Origin of the sequence: Streptomyces durmitorensis, assembly GCF_023498005.1 — a bacterium.
Taxonomy (GTDB): Bacteria; Actinomycetota; Actinomycetes; order Streptomycetales; family Streptomycetaceae; genus Streptomyces; species Streptomyces durmitorensis.
On the sequence record NZ_CP097289.1, the window covers coordinates 244,200 to 263,856 of the forward strand.

A 19,657-nucleotide genomic window follows, 5' to 3' on the forward strand; every position below is an offset into this window, starting at 1 on the left:
GCAATGCCGTGACCAAGCCGACGACTTCGGAGCGCGACAGCGTGCCGTTGCTGTGCCTTCCGTTCGCCGGGGGCGGAGCAAACTTCTTCCGCCCGTGGAACAAGTTGGGCCTGCCCGGGGTGGTGGTCACACCGCTCCAACTGCCCGGCCGCGAACGCCAATTGGACGAGGAGCCGTTCCGCGACGTGCACGTCGCCGCGGACGCGTTGCTCCCGGCCGCGCTCAAGGCGGCGGACGAGGGCCCCGTCGCCCTGCTCGGGCACTGCTTCCTCGGCGCGGTGCTGGCCTATGAACTCACCCGCCGCATCACCGAGACCGGGCGCAACGAGGTGGTGCACCTGTTCGTCAGCGCGGCACGCCCGCCGTCCGCAGGACCGGTCAGCGACGTGGCCGCACTGACCGACGACGCATTCCTCAAACATGTCGAGGAAACCACGGGGCGCCGGTACGACGCTTTCGACGTACCGGAGATACGCGAGCTCCTGATACCGACACTGCGTGCCGATTACGCGATGGACGAGAGCTACCGGCCCAGCGGCGCCGCGGCGTTCGACGTCCCGATGACCGGGGTGTACGCCGCGGACGACACGTTCGTCTCCCGTGACGACGTGGCCAAGTGGCAGGACGTGACCACCGCACCCTTCTCCCTCACCGAGCTGCCCGGAGGGCATATGTATCCGGCGGACGATCCCGCCCCGTTGCTCGCACTGATCTCCGAGACCATCGCTGCCGGCCGCGCCGGTTCCGGGAGGAGGCTCACCCATGGGACTGCATGACAAGACCGTCGTGATCACGGGCGCGGCCCGGGGAATCGGCCGGGCATGTGCCGTGCGGGCCGCTGAGGAGGGCGCGGACGTCGTCCTCATGGACATCGCCGTTGATGTGCCGGAGATCCCTTACGCCCTGGGCTCCGCCGACCAGTTGGAGCAGACCGCTCATCTGTGCCGCAAGAACGGCGCGGCCGTGCTCGTCACCACGGCGGACGTGCGCTCGCGGTCCGCCGTGACATCGGCCGTCACGGCCGCGGTGGACCGGTTCGGGCGGATCGACGCCCTGATCAACAACGCGGGGGTGGGGGCGCCGTCGGGGAAGGCCGCGCACGACGTCACCGAGGACGAGTGGCAGGTCATGCTGGACGTGAACCTCTCCGGGCCGTGGCACCTGATCACGGCGGTCGCGCCGGTCATGGTCGCCCAGAGGTCGGGCAGCATCGTCAATGTCGCATCGACGGCCGGCCTCGTCGGCTACCGCCACTTCGCCGGATACGTCGCCTCCAAGCACGGGCTGGTCGGCCTGACCAAGGCTGCCGCACTGGACTACGCACCGCTGAACATCCGGGTCAACGCGCTGTGCCCGGGTCCGGTGCGCGACGACCCGGCCGTGGACGGCCAGATGACCGCGGTCGTCGCCGATGCGCTCGGCATCAGCTACGAGGAGCAGGAAGCCGTCTATCTGGAGTCGGTGGCGACCAGTTCGCTCGTCGACCCGGCCGACGTCGCCGGTGCCGCGATGTGGCTCGCCGGCGACGACTCCCTCAAGGTCACCGGAACGGTTGTCCCCGTGGACGCCGGCTTCTCCGCCCGCTGACCCTTCTCCCGGCCTCACCCAAAGGAGTGCGTGTGTCCGTCTCCAGCGAAGCGGCCGCGGAGGTTCCCGCGGCCGATCACCCGAGCGGTCGGCTCTTCGCCCGCGCCGAGTTCGGCGCCGACCCGGCCCGTGCCTGCCACAGCCTCATCAGACGCCTGCCCGCCGGGACCGACGCGGCGGCGGTGCGTGCGAACCTGGCCATCCTGACGGAGCGTCACCCGCCCCTCCGCGACATGCAGTTGTTCGACGAGACACTGGACGTCGACGCGGGTGACAGGGCCGCGCACAGGCGCCGCACCCGCGAGGCCGGCCGCGCGGTCAACGGCGCCCCGGTCATCGCGCGGGCCGTCGTGCTCGGCTACGCCGACGGCACGGTCGACCTGGTGCTGGTGGCACACCGCCGGGCCGTGGACCGACGCGCCCTGGACCAGCTGGCCACGGCACTGGCCGACCCGGCACAGCCGGTGGCACTGCCCGAATCGACGGCCGACGCGAGCCCTCGGCACGACGGCCCGCCCGATCTGCCGTGGGGCCTCGGCGACCCGGCCGATGCGGGCCGGGCCGGCAGCGTCGCGCTGACCGCCACGGCGGTCACGGGCGACGCGGCACCGGCGGTGTGGGTGGCGGCCACCGCGCTTGCGCTGGCCCGTTACGGCGGGACGGAGCGCGCGGAGTTCGCGCTGATCACCGGGGGTTCGTCGGCCGCGGACGCGCAGCGGACGGTCGCACTCCCGATCGAGGATGCGGCACCTCTCACCGACCTGCTCGACGCAGCGGCACGCGTCGGCGCCACCGACGGCGAGCCGCCGTCCGGTATGCCGGCGGTCGGGGTCCTGCTGGCCGAGAACCGCACCGGTGACGTCTACCGACCCGCCCTCGCGCCGGTCTTTCCGGTGACGCTGGAGTGGCAGTACGACGCGGACGGTACCCAGAGCGGCGTCCTGCACTACGACGAGGGTGTACTGGACCCGGTGATCGCCGGGCAGTTCGCCGGGCACGTCGACCGCCTCGTAGGGGCGCTGGCACAGGCTCCGGCCGGAGCCCGGGTCGGTGGGATCGAGCTGGTGGACACCGGGGAGGCCGCCGCCATCGTCGCCGCCGGGCGCACCCCGGCCGTGGGTGACGCGGTGGTCGCACCCGTCCACGAGCTGTTCCGCAAGGTGGCCGCCGGCCAGCCGGACGCCCCCGCGCTGTCCGATCCGGAACGCACGCTGAGTTATGCCGAGTTGGACGCCCGGTCCGACGAGGTGGCCGGTGCGCTGCGCGGCCACGGGGTGACACCGGGGAGCCGGGTCGGTGTGTGCCTCGACCGTGACGCCGATCTGGTGATCGCGCTGCTCGGCGTGCTCAAGGCCGGTGCCGCCTATGTCCCGATGGATGTGACCTATCCGGCGGAACGGCTGGTCCACACGGTGACCGACTCCGGCGCGCGGGTGGTGCTCTCCCGTCCGGCGGACTTTCCCGCGGTCGACGGAGTGAGCGTGCTGCACCCGAGCGAGGTGTCCGGTACGGGCAGTGAGCCGCTCATGGACCCGGGCGTCAGCGCGGACGACATCGCCTACGTGATCTACACGTCCGGCTCCACCGGGCGGCCCAAGGGGGTCGCGGTACCCCACCGCAACGTCGGCGCGCTGCTCGCGGCGACCACCACCGATCTGCGACTCGGGCCGGCGGACACCTGGACGCTGTTCCACTCCAGTGCGTTCGACTTCTCGGTGTGGGAGATCTGGGGCGCGCTGCTGACCGGGGGGCACCTGGTCGTGGTGCCGTACTTCGTCTCCAGGAACCCGGAGGACTTCCACGACCTCCTGGTACGGCACCGGGTCACCGTCCTGAACCAGACTCCGTCCGCGTTCGCCACGCTCAAGGAGGTCGACCTTCAGCGCTCCGCCGAGCTCGCGGTGCGATTGGTGATCTTCGGTGGTGAGCCGCTGGACGTGCGGATGCTGCAGGACTGGTTCCGCGGGCACCCGCACACCCGGTGCCGGGTGGTCAACATGTTCGGCATCACCGAGACCACCGTGCACGTCACCAGCCAGACCGTCACACCGCAGGACGTCGGCGCCGGATCCCGGTCGGTCGGCCGGGCGCTGCCCGGCTGGTCGGTGTCCGTACGGGATACCGCGGGCCGTGTCCAGCCGTTCGGGGTGCCAGGTGAGATCTACGTCGGTGGCGCAGGTGTGGCCGACCACTACCTCAACCAGGAGGAGCTGACCGCCGACCGGTTCGTGTCCGACGCCGTCACCGGGGAGCGTGTCTACCGCAGCGGTGACCTGGGCAGGCTGCGCCCGGACGGGCGCCTGGACCATCTCGGCAGGATCGACGGCCAGGTCAAGGTGCGCGGCTTCCGCATCGAACTCGGGGAGATCCGCTCGGTCCTGATGGAGGATCAGGATGTCACCGCGGCAGCGGTTGTCCTGGGCGGCGACGCCGGTGATGCGGCTGACGTCCGCCTGGATGCGTACCTGGTGCCGAAGCACGACGGCGTGTCCGTGGAGGACGTCCGACGGCGGGCGGCGCGCTATCTGCCGGAGTACATGGTGCCGACCACCTTCACGCTGCTGCCCGAGCTGCCGCTGACCGTCAACGGCAAGGTCGACGTGAGCAAGCTCCCCCCGGTCACCGATGCCGCAAGGACAGCGCCGGTCACCGAGGCCGGGCAGCCGACGGACGACCCGGTGCTGCGGGTGTGGCGGGAGATTCTCGGCCAACACGTGGGCCCGGATGACGACTTCTTCGCCTTCGGCGGCAACTCGCTGCTCGCGGTACGGCTGTCCGGTGCGCTGCGCAGGGCCGGACTGCCCCCGGTGTCCCTGCGCGAACTGTACGTGCACCCGACCGCGGCCGAGGTCAGCGCGCTGATCACCGGCCGAGAGCCCACCGAGGAGCCGAACGGGCACCCCGCGATGTGACCGGGGCTGCGGCCGAGCGCGACCCGCAGCACTGCGGGTCGCGCTCGCCCACCGTGAGCCCGACGCCAACCGCCGCGGCGCAGCACAGGCCATGAGGGCTGCCCGCGTTGGCAGTTGGCATACGGGGGACTCGAAGGCTGGTCAGCGGTTCGAACTGGCGCGATGCTCAGGGGCAGCATCGCCGACCAGGGGGACTCATGAAGGCCATCGCCCAAGGCCCGTACGGCACCGCCGACGTCCTGGAACTACGCGACATCGACCGCCCCGTTCCCCACGACAACGAAGTGCTGGTCCAGGTGCGCGCCGCCGGGGTGGACCCGAGCGTCCTGCACCTCATGACGGGCAAGCCCTACATCGCCCGCCTCGCATGGGGACTTCGCAAGCCCAAGAACCCGGTTCGCGGCTGGGACGTCGCCGGAGTGGTCGAAACGGTCGGTGCGAAGGTGGCACGTTTCAAGCCGGGTGACGAGGTCTTCGGCAGCGGCGACGGCTCGCTGGCCGAGTACACCTGCGCCAGGGCCGACAAGCTCGCACCCAGGCCCGGCAACCTCACCTTCGAACAAGCCGCGGCTCTCCCCGTATCCGGCGTCACCGCCTGCCAGGCCCTCAGCGGCAAGGCGCGCCCGACACCGGAGCAGAAGGTCCTGGTCATCGGCGCCTCCGGCGGCATCGGAACCTACGCCGTCCAACTCGCCGTCTCGTACGGAGCCGAGGTCACAGCCGTCTGCGGCCCTGGCAGGGCGGACTTCGTCCGGGCCCTGGGCGCCACCGACGTCATCGACTACACGCGCCAGGAGATCACCGACGGCAAGCACCTGTTCGACATCATCCTCGACGCCGCCGGCAACCGCCCGCTGTCCCTGCTGCGCCGCGCACTCGCCCCCAAGGGCGTACTGGTGATGGCCGGAGGCGAAGGCGGCGGGGACTGGGTGGGCGGCCTGGGGCGCCAGCTCCGCGGCTACGCGCTCTCACCGTTCCTCGGCCAGACGCTGAGCAGCCTGATCGCGACCGTGCGCCACAAGGACCTGCTGACCCTCAAGAGGCTCGCCGAGGCAGGCACGATCACACCGGCCATCGACCGCACCTACCCGCTCTCCGAAGCCGTCGCCGCGATCAAGCACCTGGAGACGGGACATCCCCGGGGCAAGATCGTCGTGACCCCATGAGCTGAGAGGGTCACGGCGATCCAGGGCTCTGGGGGATCAGCGCTCCGGAGCCGTTGTCACCGCTCAGGTTCGTGCCGAACAGTGCCGCCGTATCAGGAGCCTGCGCGCTGCGGCACCCGATGGACACTCACGGCATAGCCGCCGCCCTCGTAGGGGTGGGCGTCCCACGTCGCGAAGCGGTCGACGAGAGTGAGACCTGCCGCAGCGCAGTAGGCGTCGTACTCCGGCAGTGTGATGGCCGGCGCCACCGGCAGATGGGCTTCATCCAGACCGAACCCGGCGACCATGAGGCCGCCCGGCCGCAGGCTCGCGGCCAGGCGGCCGACCACCGAGGCCTCTGTACCCGCAGCAAGGAGCGGGAAGATGTTTCCGGCGGCGACCACGAGGTCGAAGTCCGCGCCGCCATGAAGCTCAGCCGGGTCGAACGTGGCCAGGTCGGCCTGGATCCAGGGCAGTTCGGGCGCCTGCCTGCGCGCCACGGCAAGCATGGACGCGTCCAGGTCGATCCCGACACAGGCATAGCCGAGCTCCGCCAACCGGATCATGACCCGGCCCGTACCGCACCCGGCGTCCAGCACCCGCGCCCCGGCAGGCACCAGCGCTGCGCACAACTGTGCCTCGCCGTGCATGTCCTTGCCACTGCCGGCCAGCGCCGCGAACCGGGCGGCGTAGTCCTCTCCGGACGTCCCACCGGTCAGCTCTTCCCAACGACTCATGACGCTCAGGGTAGGTGAGTGAGCAGCACGGCCGGACCGGGCCGCATACAGGACACGACGAAGCCGTCCGCCTGGTCCCCCGTGGCGGACGGCTCGCGTCGGATGTTCAGAGATCGGACTCGGCGGCGGCGACGTAAGCGTCCTCGGCCGCTGGACGACACCGACCAGGGGTCGGCGACGGGATTCGAACCCGCGTTGCTCTCTTGACAGGAGAAGTAGCCGCCACCTGCGCACCTGAACAGTCATCACCGTAGTCGTCGGACTCGTGGCCAGCACCTGAATTATTGGTCGGGGACGATGGGGCGGCGGACGGCTAACGTGTCCACGGCACGTGAACCGCACGGCATCGGAGATCGAGTTGGCTGAACGGCTGATCGGACAACGCCCCACGCTCGAGGACGTCGCGCGCAGGGCGGAGGTGTCGAAATCCACGGTGTCGCGTGTGATCAACGGCGAGCCCAGGGTGCGCGCGGCGGTGGCCGAACGCATCCGGGAAGCGGTGGCGGAGCTCGGCTACGTACCGAACCAGGCCGCCAGAAGTCTGGTCACCCGCCGCAACGACGCCGTCGCCGTGGTGGTCACCGAACCGCAGAACCGGCTGTTCGTCGACCCGTACTTCGACTGCCTCCTGCGCGGCATCCGACACGAACTCGTTCAGCACGGCGCCCAGCCGGTGCTCCTGTTCATCGAGGAGCAGGAGGACTATCCGCGCGTCTGCAACTTCCTGGGCGGCGGTCACGTCGACGGCGCCCTGCTGTTCTCCCTGCGCGCCGACGACCCGTTGCCGGACCTGGTCGAACAGATGGGGCTGCCCGCTGTCTTCGGTGGGCGTCCAGGGCCTGGCTCCGGACAGCGCAGCGATGTCTACACGTACGTCGACGCCGACAACCGCGGCGGTGCCCGCGAAGCCGTGCGCCACCTCGTCTCGCTGGGGCGCCGGCGCATCGCGACGATCACCGGGCCCCTCGACCAGGCTTCCGCGATGGACCGGCTCGACGGCTACCGCGACGTACTCCTGGACACCCCACCCCGGCTCGTCGCCGAGGCCGACTTCACGCTGCAGGGCGGCGCTGATGCCATGGCTCTGCTTCTCGATCAGGCACCGGATCTGGACGCGGTGTTCGTCGCCTCGGACCTGATGGCCTCCGGCGCCCTGCGGATCCTGCGGGAGCGGGGGCGCACCGTGCCGGGGGACGTCGCCGTCGTCGGCTTCGACGACCTCACCCCCATCGCCGAGGCCACGGAGCCGCCGCTCACGACGGTGCGTCAGGACATCGAGGGGATGGGACGGCTGATGGCCCGGCTGCTCTGCGACCGCACATCGCACCAGCCCCTCCGCAAGGACGGTGCCCACCGCCTGCCGTCCGTGGTCACCCCTACGCGGCTGGTGATACGGGATTCGGCCTGAGCCTCAGTGGCGTTCGGATGCCGCTGTGGGCTGGTTGGAGCAGAGCCGCGCGCGGGTTCCTGACCGGCGGGTGAAGCTGGACGTCCCACCGCGCTCACGTCCCGGGAGTACTCCGTGCCAGTTCCCCGCTCCGCGCAGGTCCGCCTGCCCCTTGTCGCTCTGCTGGCCGCCGCCTGCCTGGCCGGTCTTGTGCAGGCCCCGGCCCGAGCCGCGGATGCCCCTGCCGACGACCACCGCTCACTGCGGCGGCAGTTGCAGGAGCTGACCACCGCGCCCGGCGGGCCGCCCGGAGCGATGGCGGTCCTCAAACGCGGGTCCCGTACCGAGGTCTACCGGGCCGGCGTCGCCGAGACCGGCTCCGACCGTCCGGTCGACGTCGACGACCACATGCGCATCGCCAGTACGGCCAAGGCGTACAGCGGCGCGGTCGCCCTCCAGCTCGTCGACCGTGGGGAGCTGCGTCTGAACGACACCATCGGCAAGGTGCTCCCCCACCTGCCGCGTGCATGGCACCGGGTGACGCTGCGGCAGCTCCTGAACCACACCAGCGGGATGCCGGACTTCAGCGACGACCCCGAGTTCCTGGCTCTGGTGACCGAGGACCCGCGCCGCCGTTTCGACTCGCGCCGACTGCTCGACTTCGTGGCCGACGAGCCGCTGGGGTTCCGTCCGGGGGCCCGGTACGCCTACTCCAACTCCGACAACATCGCCGTGGCCCTGATGGCGGAGGCGGCGACGGACTGCCGCTACGAAGACCTGCTCGCCCAGCTCGTCCACCAACCGCTGGGTCTGCGCCGCACCAGCCTGCCGCAGGGCTACCGGATGCCCGATCCGTACATGCACGGCTACGACGTCACCCCGCCGAATCCGCCCGAGGACGTCAGCGAGGTGCTGAGCGCGTCGGGCGTGTGGGCTTCGGGCGGGATCATCTCGACGCCGAAGGACATGACGGCCTTCATCCGCGGCTACGCCGGCGGAAAGCTGATCTCCGACCGGACCCGCCGTCAGCAGCTGAACTGGGTGAACGGCGCATCCGAACCCGCGGGCCCCGGCAAGAACAAGGCCGGTCTGGCCATCTTCCGGTACACCACTCGCTGCGGCGTGGTGTACGGCCACACGGGCAATTTCCCCGGCTACACCCAGCTGATCGCGGCCACCCCGGACGGCAAGCGGTCGCTGACCGTCTCCCTCACCACTCAGATCAACAAGACGAACAAGCCGGAGCTGCTGGAGCGCCTGCGGACCGTGGAGGAGAACTTCGTCTGCTCGCTGTTGCGCAAGCGGTAGGCAGACTGGCGACCTCCGCGAGAGGGCACGTTGGAGGGATGAGCTCTCACCTGCGCAACGGCCCGCACGGCTATGGCATGGTCACGAAGACGCTCCACTGGGTGGTCTTCGTGACCATGGCCGCGCAGTTCGTCGTGGGATACCTGCTCGACGCGGACGACAGCGGTCATGGGCGGGGCCGCGGGCGTGGGCGTGGTGAGGGCTCGGGCCGGGGACGAGGCCGTGGCGGGGGCGCGGAGGACGGGTACGACCCGTTCGGCGATGACGCGCTGCTCACCCTGCACGTCGTGCTCGGCGCGGCGGTGCTGCTGCTCGGTGTCGTGCGGCTCGCCTGGCGGCTGGCCACGCCGTTGCCCCCGTGGGCGCCGACCCTCACCCACCGCGAGCGACGCCTCGCGCACGGCACCGAGACCGCCTTGTACGTGTCCATGTTCGCCGTTCCGGCCACCGGTATCGCACTGCTGCTGTCGGGCGACGATCTGCTCGTCGTCCACATCGCCGCGCATGTCGTCTTCTTCGCGGCTCTGGCGGTCCACGTCGGGTTGGTGCTCAAGCATCAACTGATCAACCGAGACCACTTGCTGCGCCGCATCACCTGAAGCGATGTCGTACGGCCCGGCCCTGAGGCAGCTCCCGTGCGTACGACGTGCGATGCTCGGCACCGTGCACAGCAGTCATACAAGCCCCGTCTTCGTGGGTCGCAGCGCCGAACTGGCCGCCCTCGGCCAGGGGCTGTCCAGGGCGAACGCCGGGGAGCCCGGTGCCCTTGTCGTCGGCGGCGAGGCCGGCGTCGGCAAGACCCGGCTGATTCGGGAGTTCCTCGGCCGGGCCACCACGGAGGGGGCCGTCGTCGCCCTCGGCGGCTGCGTCGAGATCGGCGCCGACGCCCTGCCCTACCACCCTGTCTCGACCGCACTGCGCTCACTGCGCCGCCAGCTCGGCGCGGAGCTAGACGCCGCCGTCGCCGGCCAGGAGGGCGAGCTCGCCCGGCTGCTGCCCGAGCTCGGCGAGATGGACCCGGGCCGCTCCGAGGCCGACGGCCGTGCCCGGCTGTTCGAGCTCACCGTCCGCCTCCTCGAGCGCCTCGCCGCCGACCGGACCCTCGTCCTGGTCCTGGAGGATCTGCACTGGGCCGACCGCTCCACCCGCGAGCTGCTCAGCTATCTGCTGCGTGCCCTCACCGACAGCCGCCTGCTCATCGTCGCCACCTACCGAGCCGACGACCTGCACCGCCGCCACCCACTGCGCCCCGCCCTCGCCGAGTACGAGCGACTGCGCACCGTCACCCGCGTCGAACTGCCCCGCTTCGACCGCACCGAGGTCCGCAGCCAGCTCGCCGCCATCCGCGGCGAGGCCCCGGCCGAGCAGATCCTCGACCGGGTCTTCGAACGCTCCGAGGGCAACGCGTTCTTCGTCGAGGAGCTGGCCTGCAGCATCCTCGAAGGCTCCCCGGGCGGCATCAGCGACTCCCTGCGCGACCTTCTGCTGGTCCGGGTCGAGACACTGCCGGACGAGGTGCAACGCGTGGTGCGGATCGCCGCCGAGGGCGGTTCCGAGGTGGAGTTCGCGCTCCTTGCCACCGTCACGGGCCTCACCGAGGACGCGCTGATCGAGACCCTGCGCACCGCTGTCGGCGCCGCCGTCCTCCAGCCCTGCGACGAGGGCGAGTCCTTCCGCTTCAGGCACGCCCTGATGCGCGAGGCCGTGGCAGGCGACCTGCTGCCCGGTGAACGCTCCCGCCTCAACCGCCGCTACGCCGAGGCGCTGGAGGCCGACCCCACGCTCGTACGGGCCGAGGAGCGGGCCGGGCGACTTGCCGGCTACTGGTTCGGCGCCCGTGACCCCGCAAGGGCGCTGCCCGCCGTGATCGCCGCGGCGGCCACCGCCCGCCTTCGGCACGCGTTCGCCGAGCAGCACCAACTCCTGGAGCGGGCGCTCGAATTGTGGGACGACGCCCCCGAGGAGCTGCGCGGCCAGGCGATACGTCGTGGCATCGAGGACGGCTTGTGTCCTGCCGTCTCCCCCGACATGCCCGGGGACTTCGTGGGCCTGCTCGCCGCGATCACTGTCGCCGCGCGCCTCGCGACGGAGCGGGAGCGGGCTCTCGCCCTCTGCAAGCGCGCGCTGCGCATGCTGGAGGGCGCTCCTTCGTGGGCGGCGTGGTTCTGGCTGGAGCGCTACCAGCTGATGCGTGACCTCTGCCGTTCCGACGGCTGGGAGGAGATCAGCAACGCCCAGAAACTGATGCAGGGCCTGCCGCCGTCCGTCGTGCACGCCGATGTGCTGACGCAGGCGGCTCACTGGCACGCGGTGCACCGGCCCGACCTGACGGCCACCGAGACCGCCAAGCAGGCCGTGGAGCTCTGCCGGATCACGGGCGCCGAGATCAGCGGCATCACCGCTCAGCAGACCCTGGCCTGGCGGATCATGGACTCGGGCGACATCGAGGCCGGGCTCGAACTGGCCCGTGCCGCATGCGACCGGGACCTGGAGCCGGGCAACGCCCAGAGACTGCTGCGCGGGTACGGCAACCTGTCCACCGCGCTGCACGGCATCGGCCGCTACACCGAGGCCGTCGAGACCGGTGAGGAGGGCAGCGGCCTTGCCGACCGGCACGGCCTTCCCGACACCGCCTCGTTCATCGACAGCAACCTCGCCGAGTCCCTCATCCAGCTCGGCCGCTGGGACGATGCCGACGACGTGCTCGCGCGGGCCCTCGGCCGCCGTGGGGCGAGCATCCGCACCCGGGGGCAGATCGCCGAGCTGAGGGCCGAACTGGCCCTGGCCCGGGGCGCGTACGACGAAGCGCGTCATCATCTGGAAGAGTCCGACACCTGGACCACCGGCTCCTACCCGGAGCCGCAGCACACCCTGGCCGTGGCCCGGGTCGCCATCGCGCTGGCGGCCGCCGACGGCCGGATCCTGGATGTCCGCTCCCTCCTTGAGGCCGCGATCGGCGAGGCCGTCCCACTCGGCCATCAGCGCTACGGCTGGCCGCTCTTGTACGAGGCCGCTGCGGAGGAGGCGCGGGCCCGCGGCCACGCGGCGGCCGAGCCGGGGCGCAAGGCGGCGGTGGAGCGGATCCGCGAGGCGATGCGGGGCCAGCCCCGGTTCGTACCGCTGTGGGACGCGCAGGCACTAATGACCGAGGCCGAGCTGCTCACCGCCGAGGGGCGCGACGCAACCGCCCACTGGACGCGGGCCGTCGCCGCCGCGGAGAGCCTTCAGGCCCCGGTGCCGGCGGCCACCGCCCGGCTGCGGCTCGCACAGGCACTGATCGCCGAGGGCGGCGCCGCGTCCCGCGAAGCAGCCGGTGAGCTGCTGCGGCAGGCCGAGGCGGTGGCGCGCGAGCTGGGCGCGGTGCCGCTCACGGCGGAGATCACCACGCTGGCAGGCCGCGCCAGGATCCCGCTGCACCGGGCCGACGGGGATGCGACCCCGCCCCCGGAGCCGGCTCGGGCGCTGGGGCTCACCGCCCGGGAGCGGGACGTGCTGCGGCTGGTCGCCGCCGGACGGAGCAACCGCAGGATCGCGGAGGAGCTGTTCATCTCGCCGAAGACGGCGAGCGTGCATGTCTCCAACATCCTGGCCAAGCTGAACGCTTCAGGCCGGGGGGAGGCTGCGGCGATCGCGCACCGGTTGGGGGTTTTCGGCGAGTGACGGTTCAGGACAGGCCAGGTGCGGTGCCTCGCGCCGACCCGGCGGTGTTTGATTCCGGCCCCCGCACATAGAGTCAAGGCCATGACATCTGATCGGCCCCCGACACCGGCCATGGCCTTCCTGGAATCACAGGAAATCACCACGACGGACTGTCGCCAGTGCGGCACCCAGGTATCAGGCGTCAACGGCCGCTACGCGTGCGGAGTATGCGGATGGGTCAACAACTGGAGCGAAGGCCACAACGAACTCCCCAGCGGTGACGAAGACATCCAGCACTGTGACCGCACAGACTCACCACGCGTGCGGAGGAGTACGGAGGCCTGAGAGCTGCCGAGGGTGCAGGCCGAGGTGAGCACTTGGAGCTGGCGCTCGACGGCCGGCGATGTCAGACCCCTCTGCCACGATCGGCGCATGGGATTCTTCGACGATCTGGTCTTACCGGAAGAACCGGCCGCGGAACGGACCGTGCTGGTCCAGTTGAGCCCGCCGGGAACGGACGCCGGGCGTCACGCGCCGCCCGTCGACTGGTTCGCACCGGTGCTGCACTCGCAGTTGGAGATGGTCGGTGCCGGGGCGCACGCCCGGGTGGTGTTGACGGGATGGTCTCTGTGGCCGCAGGCGGCGACCCTGCATCTCTCCGTCTTCCGCAAGGCCCGATGGTCCGGCGCGGAGGCGGGACGGCAGTCCGGGCTCAGGATCGGCCTGTTGTTCTCCGACGGCCGCCGGGTGACTTCACTGGATGCCACGGTGCAACGAGCCGTGCAGTGGACGAGGCCAGATGGAGAAGAGAGCACGGCCATCACGGACCAGGCCGTCGGGCTGATCCCGCAGGACCTCGGACTGCATCAGTCCCACCGCTCCCTCTTCAAGTCCGACGTCGACCTGTATCTGGCCGAGCTTCCCCCGCCGGGCGAAGCACATCTGGTCGTCGAGTGGCCGGACGAGGGCATCGACGAGACGCGTACGTCGATCGACACAGCTGCGTTGCACGCCGCGTCGGCGCGGGTGCTCGAGGTCTGGCCGGGCCTCGAACCACCCGAGCCGACGGAGCAGCCGGGCTCTTTCGCGACCTTCGAGAGGGGCGGACCGCCCAGCTTCCTGGCTCGGCCTCTGACGGGGCGCCAGCGCACGATGCTGCGCCGCCAGGAAGAGGAACGGCTGCGTTTGGTGCCGCGGGCCGACTGGAAACGGATGGCCTACGGGGACTGGGGGAACGCGGCGGTGATCGGGGCCCGGCTCGACGGGGGCGCGCCGCCCGGCGCCCGCATCGAAGGGTATGGGTCGACCCCGTTGCACCTGGCAGCGGAGCACGGGGCAGCGGAAGCGGTCGCCGCGCTCCTGTCCCATGGTGCGGAGGCCGACGCACACGACGCCGATGAGCACACGCCGTTGTGGTATGCCGCCTGCACTGTGGACGAGGACAGCGTCCGTGCACTGATCGCCGCCGGGGCCGATGTATGGACGCCACAGTCAGGCACCTGGTCGCCGGGCCGGCTGCTGCTGTCGACGTCGCTCGCGTCCCACGTCAGGCAACTGCCCGGGGCGGTGGAGCTGCCCGCCGACGAAGCCACCGCCTTCCGGGAGGCGGACGCGCTCATCACGGCGTTCAGCGGACGAGAGCTGTGGACCGAAGGACTCGGGCTCTGCTTCGTGCGGGGGCTGAGCGAGGAAGAGGTGATCCGGCGCCTGAGCGCTGACCCCGCGTCCTGCCCGACGGCCGACCTTGAGCACGCCCCCTTCGACCTGACCGACGCCGACGAATCCCTCAGCTATGTGGGCGTCACCACCGTGCCCGGCGCACCCGGCGGCTGTGTGATCACGCAAGAGGGATACATGCCGAGCGACGACGCCGTGCTGCGGGCGATATCGGCGGGCACCGCCGCGTACGGCATCTACTTCAACCCCAAGGGGGGCACCTTCGGGACCCTGGCCCAGAACGGCGAGACTGTTGCGCACGAGGAGATCGGCCTGTGCCCGGACGAGTCGGACCCGCCCGCCTACTGGCATTTTCGCTTCTGGCAGCGACAGCACACGTTCCCGCACGACGCCAACACCCTCGCCTACGCCGCCGCGGCGGCCGGTCTGCGTGTCAGTGACGCCCAGGACGCACTGGATCGCCGCACGCCGCGCCGCTGGGTGGAGTTGCCTGCACATCTTCGGCGCTGAGAAGTCCGGAGCAGGTCGGACTCGCGCTCAGATGGCGAACTGGCCGAGCCAGCTGCGCTCCAGGAGGTGCTTGGGGCGTGCGGCCACTCCCCCCTGCCTGCGGCGAGTCCTGTGCCGCGCCACCGTAGGCTGGGCCCGGCGGGCCTGCGGGACGACGGAAGAAGGAGGCGGTTTCGGGTGGGCGGAGACGTTCTGCGCTGGAGCGAATATCGCAGCATGCCGTGGAAGAACGGCGGCGGTACGACCCGCGAGGTCGCGTCCGGCGCCGTGCAAACACCCGTGGCCTCCGCGGGGCCCGCGGACGGCTTCGACTGGCGGGTGAGTGTCGCGGACGTGGACGCGGGAGGCCCCTTCTCCTCCTTTCCCGGGATCGACCGTGTGATCACCCTGGTCGAGGGCGAAGGCATGGTGCTGACCGTGGACGGGACCCCGCGGCCGGTCGAGCCGTTGAGCCCCTTTGCCTTCTCCGGCGACGCAGTGACGGACTGCCGGCTGGAGGCGGGCGCGGTACGCGACATGAATGTGATGACCCGCAGGGGCCGGGCGACGGCGCAGGTACGGATGGTCACCGTCGCCGCCGCACAAGGGGCGGCGATGGCGTGCGCCGCGGGCGAGACGCTCCTCGTCATGGCCGCCACCGAGGGTGTCGCCGTCGGCGGACCGGACGGGCGGGAGACCGCGCTCGGCCGTCTCGACTGCGTACGTCACGAAGGCCCGGGGACGCTCACCCTGCGGGGCGAGGGCGCGGTGGCCGCGATCAGGATCACCGCTGCGCGCTGACGGCGGGCCTCAGCCGTAGACACACGCTTCGCCACTACGACCTACCTCAGCGAATGACGGATGCCGCGGGACCATTCCCGCGGCTTTCCCCGTTGCAGCGGGTGGCGCCGGGCCTCACCGGTGCCGCCAGTAACCCCCCGCCAGTTTCTCCTTGTTGAGGACAAAGTATGGACGTTGCGAGGCACTCTTCGTACTCTGGGCGTCGCTCTCGTACGGAAGTCTGCGCAAGGCGCGGCCGAAATGCCGCGGCCCGCACCACCGCTATGTGCACGAACTCCACTCCGCGGACGCGGGCCGAGGCGGCCCGGGCCGCCTCGCAGCGCCCCAGCAGGAGACAGAGTGACGCCACACGAGAACCCCACGCGCCCACCCCGCATCAGCCGACGCACGCGTCTGAGACCGCGCAGAGCCACCGGGATACTCCTGGGACTGCTGTTGGCCGCCGGGCTCACCGCGCCGGCCGTCGGCGCCGAGAAGAAGCCCTTCGCCGATCTGCCGCCGCAGGAACCCGGCGTCACGCTGCGGGTCTTCGACGTCCAGTCGCCGCTCAGCAAGCTCTGTGACCTCAAGCCCGCCCAGACCCCCAACGTCGACAAGCTGATCCCCACCGTCGACTGGTCCTCCACCGAAGGCTTCGGGTTCAACGACAACTTCGTCTCGCAGATCATCGGCAACATCAACGTCCCTTCCGACGGCGCGTACTCCTTCCGTCTGATCAGTGACGACGGTTCCCGTCTGTTCCTCGGCGACAAGAAGGTCATCGACCACGACGGACTGCACGGCGCCGAGCCGAAGGACGGCGAGATCACCCTCACCCCCGGCTACCACCCGCTGCGCATCGACCACTTCGACCGGAGCAACGACCAGCAGGTCACCCTGCAGTGGAAGCCTCCGGGCGCCGACTCCTTCGCGCTCGTGCCCAACTCCGTGCTCAGCACGGACGCCGACGTGGTGCGGGTCACCGCGCCGGGCCGCAAGGAGTGCGAGGGCAGTTACGACACCCCCGGCGACGGCCTCCCGCTCAAGTCGGTCAACCCCGGCTACACGCTGACCGACCTGCGCCCCAAGGGATTCGAGCCGCAGGTGTCCGCCATGGACTGGCTGCCCGACGGCCGGCTCGCGGTGACCACCTGGGGCGGCAGCCAGGAGACCAAGGGCGAGGTGTACGTCCTGGACAACGTCACCGGCGACACCGGTCCCGACAAGGTCACGTACGAGAAGATCGCCGACGGGCTCAAGGAGCCGATGGGCATCAAGTACGTGGACGGGAAGCTGTACGTCTCCGAGAAGCACCAGCTGACCGAGCTCGCCGACATCGACGGCGACAACGGCGCGGGCGAGCGACGGAAGATCGCCGAGTGGCCCTACGGCGGGAACTTCCACGAGTTCGCGTTCGGGCTGCTCTACGAGAAGGGCGACTTCTATCTGAACCTCTCCGTCGCCATCAACTACGGCGGCGCGACGACCGATCCGCAGCCCGCCGCCAACCGAGGCACCACCATCAAGGTGAACAGGGCGAGCGGCAAGGTCAGCTACCTGGCCGGTGGTCTGCGCACCCCCAACGGCATAGGCCGCGGCCCGGACAACGAGCTGTTCGTCACCGACAACCAGGGCGGATGGCTGCCCGCGTCGAAACTGATGCACGTCAAGCAGGACCGGTTCTTCAACCACTACACCAACCCCGAGGGCCCGTTCGACGACAAGAGCGTCAGCAAGCCGGTGCTGTGGCTGCCGCAGAACGAGATAGCCAACTCGCCCAGCACCCCCATGACGGTGAAGAAGGGGACCTTCGCCGGGCAGCTGATGTTCGGTGACGTCACCTACGGCGGCCTGCAGCGCGCCGACCTGGAGAAGGTCAACGGCGAGTTCCAGGGCGCGGTCTTCCGCCACACCCAGGGCCTTGAGTCCGGCATCACCCGCATCTCCACCGGTCCTGACGGGGCCATCTACACCGGCGGGCTCGGCGCGGACGGCAACTGGGGCCAGGAGGGCAAACTCCGCTTCGGCCTGCAAAAGCTCACCCCGAACGGCAAGACCGCCTTCGACATCAAGACCATGCGTGCCACCCGCGACGGCTTCAAACTCACCTACACCAAGCCGCTGTCGGACAAGACCATCGAGAAGCTGACCAGCGGCGCCTACTCCGTCGAGCAGTGGCGCTACGCCCCCACCCCCGCCTACGGCGGCCCCAAGGTCGACGAGGAGTCCCTGCCCGTCACCGGCGCCCGCGTCTCGGATGACCGCCGCACCGTCCAGCTGACCATCCCCGGTCTCAAGAGCGACCGCGTGGTGCATGTGCGCTCACCGCGCCCGTTCTCCTCGACCGACGACGAGCAGCTGTGGTCCACCGAGGCCTGGTACACGCTCAACGCGCGCCCCGGCCAGGACGATCCGGTCACCTCCTACGACGCCGAGTCGGCCCGCCTTTCGGGCGGCGCGGACATCGACACCGAGCACGCCGGCTACACCGGGGGCGGCTTCGTCGACGGCTTCGTCGACCCGGGCGCCTCCGCCACCTTCGACGTCCAGGCTCCGGCCAAGGGCACCTACTCCGTGGGCCTGCGCTACTCCAACGGACCCAACCCCGCCGCCGGAACCAAGACCCTCGGGGTCAGCGTGAACGGCGGAACGGCGCACCAGACGAAGCTCCCCTCGACCGAGACGTGGAAGCGCTGGTCGACCAAGACCGAGCAACTCGCCCTGCGCAAAGGCCGCAACACCATCACGTACGCCGTCCGGCCCGAGGACACCGGACACGTCAACCTCGACATGATCGAGGTGCGCAAGCCGGGCGGCCGCATCGATCTGTTCTCCGGTGGCAGCGCCTCCACCGCCTGGCAGCACACCGACGGCCGCAGCGTCGAGTGGCCGCACACCGCCGACAAGTCGATCGAGGTGTGCTGCGGGGACATCCGCACCAAGCAGGCCTTCGGCGACTTCAAGCTGCACGCGGAGTTCCGCGTGCCGAAGCTGCCCGACGACGTGACAGGACAGGATCGCGGCAACAGCGGGATCTACCTTCAGGAGCGGTACGAGATCCAGATCCTGGACTCGTTCGGAGTGGAGAAACTCGCCGCGAACGAAGCCGCGGCCATCTACACCAAGAAGGCCGCCGACCTCAACGCCTCCACGGCGCCGGAGACTTGGCAGACGTACGACATCGTCTTCCGCGCCGCCCGCTACGACGCGGACGGCAAGAAGACGGCGGACGCCAGGGTCAGCGTGGTGTGGAACGGCAAGAAGGTCCACGACAACGTGGCCGTCGACGGCCCGACGGGGGCGGGCGATCCCGAATCCGCGGCGTTGGGCGCGATCCGGCTCCAGGACCACGGCAACAAGGTCCGCTTCCGCAACGTCTGGATCGAACCGGTCGACTGACCGTCGGCAAGGCCGTGCGCGCTCCGGGCCGCCGAGTGGCGGCCCGGAGCGCGCACGTCTCACCCCTGCGGGGGATGGCGGATCACCGAACAGGGCGACGAGCCTGAGGTGACAACGGCCCGCACCTCACGGACTCGCGGGCCCTGATGACTGAGGCGGACACGTATGCGCAAGGCCATGGCAAAGAGGAACAAGCTCTCCGTGCTGCTCGTGGCGGTGGCCGCGGCCACCGCCACCGCTGTACCGCTCTCCACGGCCCACGCGGCCGATGGGTACGACCGGTGCCCGGACGGCTCCTACTGCATGTTCTCGGGCCTCGACGGAACCGGCGACATGATCGCTCTGAAGGGAAACACCCCGGACCTCGCGGCGCTCGGCATGTCCGACCGGGCCAAGTCGGACTGGAACCGCACGCCCTCCACCATCTACCTCTGGTCCGACGCGAATTACTCCGGCTGTACGGTCGTCACCTCTGCCGGGCCGACCGGCAAAGGCAACTTCTTCCCCGCCTACCGCGACTTCCTGAGTTCGGTGCAGTTCGACGGGCCGGGTGGTCAGAGCTGCGGCACGCCGCCCGGTGAAGGCGGCTGAGCCGGC

13 protein-coding genes are annotated in these 19,657 nt (G+C 70.6%); 12 read left to right on the forward strand and 1 reads right to left on the reverse strand.

Going from position 1 to position 19,657, the window contains the following annotated elements; translation table 11 throughout:
* Positions 1-8 precede the first annotated feature (8 nt).
* From M4V62_RS00795 to M4V62_RS00810, 4 genes are all read left to right on the forward strand, one after another.
* Positions 9-776: a thioesterase II family protein gene (locus M4V62_RS00795; protein WP_249585227.1), complete on the forward strand. Its 768-nt coding sequence runs from the start codon at positions 9-11 to the stop codon at positions 774-776.
* Entirely contained in the window at positions 763-1,587 is an 825-nt protein-coding gene (locus tag M4V62_RS00800; protein WP_249585228.1) for an SDR family NAD(P)-dependent oxidoreductase, read from the forward strand. The genes M4V62_RS00795 and M4V62_RS00800 overlap by 14 nt, the downstream gene beginning before the upstream one ends.
* A 32-nt stretch (positions 1,588-1,619) precedes the next feature.
* Positions 1,620-4,499, forward strand: a complete 2,880-nt coding sequence (locus tag M4V62_RS00805; RefSeq protein ID WP_249585229.1) for a non-ribosomal peptide synthetase — start codon at positions 1,620-1,622, stop codon at positions 4,497-4,499.
* 197 nt (positions 4,500-4,696) lie between these two features.
* The gene (locus M4V62_RS00810) at positions 4,697-5,665 is read left to right on the forward strand and encodes an NAD(P)-dependent alcohol dehydrogenase (protein WP_249585230.1); all 969 of its coding nucleotides are present in this window, start codon (positions 4,697-4,699) and stop codon (positions 5,663-5,665) included.
* 92 nt (positions 5,666-5,757) lie between these two features.
* On the opposite strand, the gene M4V62_RS00815 is transcribed toward M4V62_RS00810, so the two are convergent.
* Positions 5,758-6,381: a class I SAM-dependent methyltransferase gene (locus M4V62_RS00815; RefSeq protein WP_249585231.1), complete on the reverse strand. Its 624-nt coding sequence runs from the start codon at positions 6,379-6,381 to the stop codon at positions 5,758-5,760.
* Between the two features lie 331 nt (positions 6,382-6,712).
* Between M4V62_RS00815 and M4V62_RS00820 the strand changes: the two genes are divergently transcribed.
* The 8 genes from M4V62_RS00820 to M4V62_RS00865 all read left to right on the forward strand — a co-directional run bounded on the left by M4V62_RS00820 (position 6,713) and on the right by M4V62_RS00865 (position 19,651).
* Complete coding sequence (locus M4V62_RS00820) at positions 6,713-7,789, forward strand: LacI family DNA-binding transcriptional regulator (RefSeq protein ID WP_249585232.1); 1,077 nt, start codon at positions 6,713-6,715, stop codon at positions 7,787-7,789.
* 114 nt (positions 7,790-7,903) lie between these two features.
* Positions 7,904-9,076 carry a serine hydrolase domain-containing protein gene (locus M4V62_RS00825; protein ID WP_249585233.1) on the forward strand — a complete coding sequence of 391 codons (1,173 nt, stop codon included), beginning with the start codon at positions 7,904-7,906 and terminating at the stop codon, positions 9,074-9,076.
* Between the two features lie 38 nt (positions 9,077-9,114).
* The gene (locus tag M4V62_RS00830; protein WP_249585234.1) at positions 9,115-9,675 is read left to right on the forward strand and encodes a cytochrome b; all 561 of its coding nucleotides are present in this window, start codon (positions 9,115-9,117) and stop codon (positions 9,673-9,675) included.
* A 64-nt stretch (positions 9,676-9,739) separates the two neighbouring features.
* Positions 9,740-12,736, forward strand: a complete 2,997-nt coding sequence (locus M4V62_RS43550) for a helix-turn-helix transcriptional regulator (RefSeq protein ID WP_283779061.1) — start codon at positions 9,740-9,742, stop codon at positions 12,734-12,736.
* Positions 12,737-13,147: 411 nt separating this feature from the next.
* Complete coding sequence (locus tag M4V62_RS00850; RefSeq protein ID WP_249585236.1) at positions 13,148-14,902, forward strand: ankyrin repeat domain-containing protein; 1,755 nt, start codon at positions 13,148-13,150, stop codon at positions 14,900-14,902.
* Between the two features lie 177 nt (positions 14,903-15,079).
* Complete coding sequence (locus tag M4V62_RS00855; RefSeq protein ID WP_249585237.1) at positions 15,080-15,682, forward strand: HutD/Ves family protein; 603 nt, start codon at positions 15,080-15,082, stop codon at positions 15,680-15,682.
* A gap of 375 nt (positions 15,683-16,057) precedes the next feature.
* Positions 16,058-19,060 (forward strand): 3-keto-alpha-glucoside-1,2-lyase-like domain-containing protein, encoded by a 3,003-nt coding sequence (locus M4V62_RS00860; RefSeq protein WP_425575271.1) that lies wholly within the window; start codon positions 16,058-16,060, stop codon positions 19,058-19,060.
* 177 nt (positions 19,061-19,237) lie between these two features.
* Positions 19,238-19,651: a peptidase inhibitor family I36 protein gene (locus M4V62_RS00865; protein WP_249585238.1), complete on the forward strand. Its 414-nt coding sequence runs from the start codon at positions 19,238-19,240 to the stop codon at positions 19,649-19,651.
* Positions 19,652-19,657: the final 6 nt, after the last annotated feature.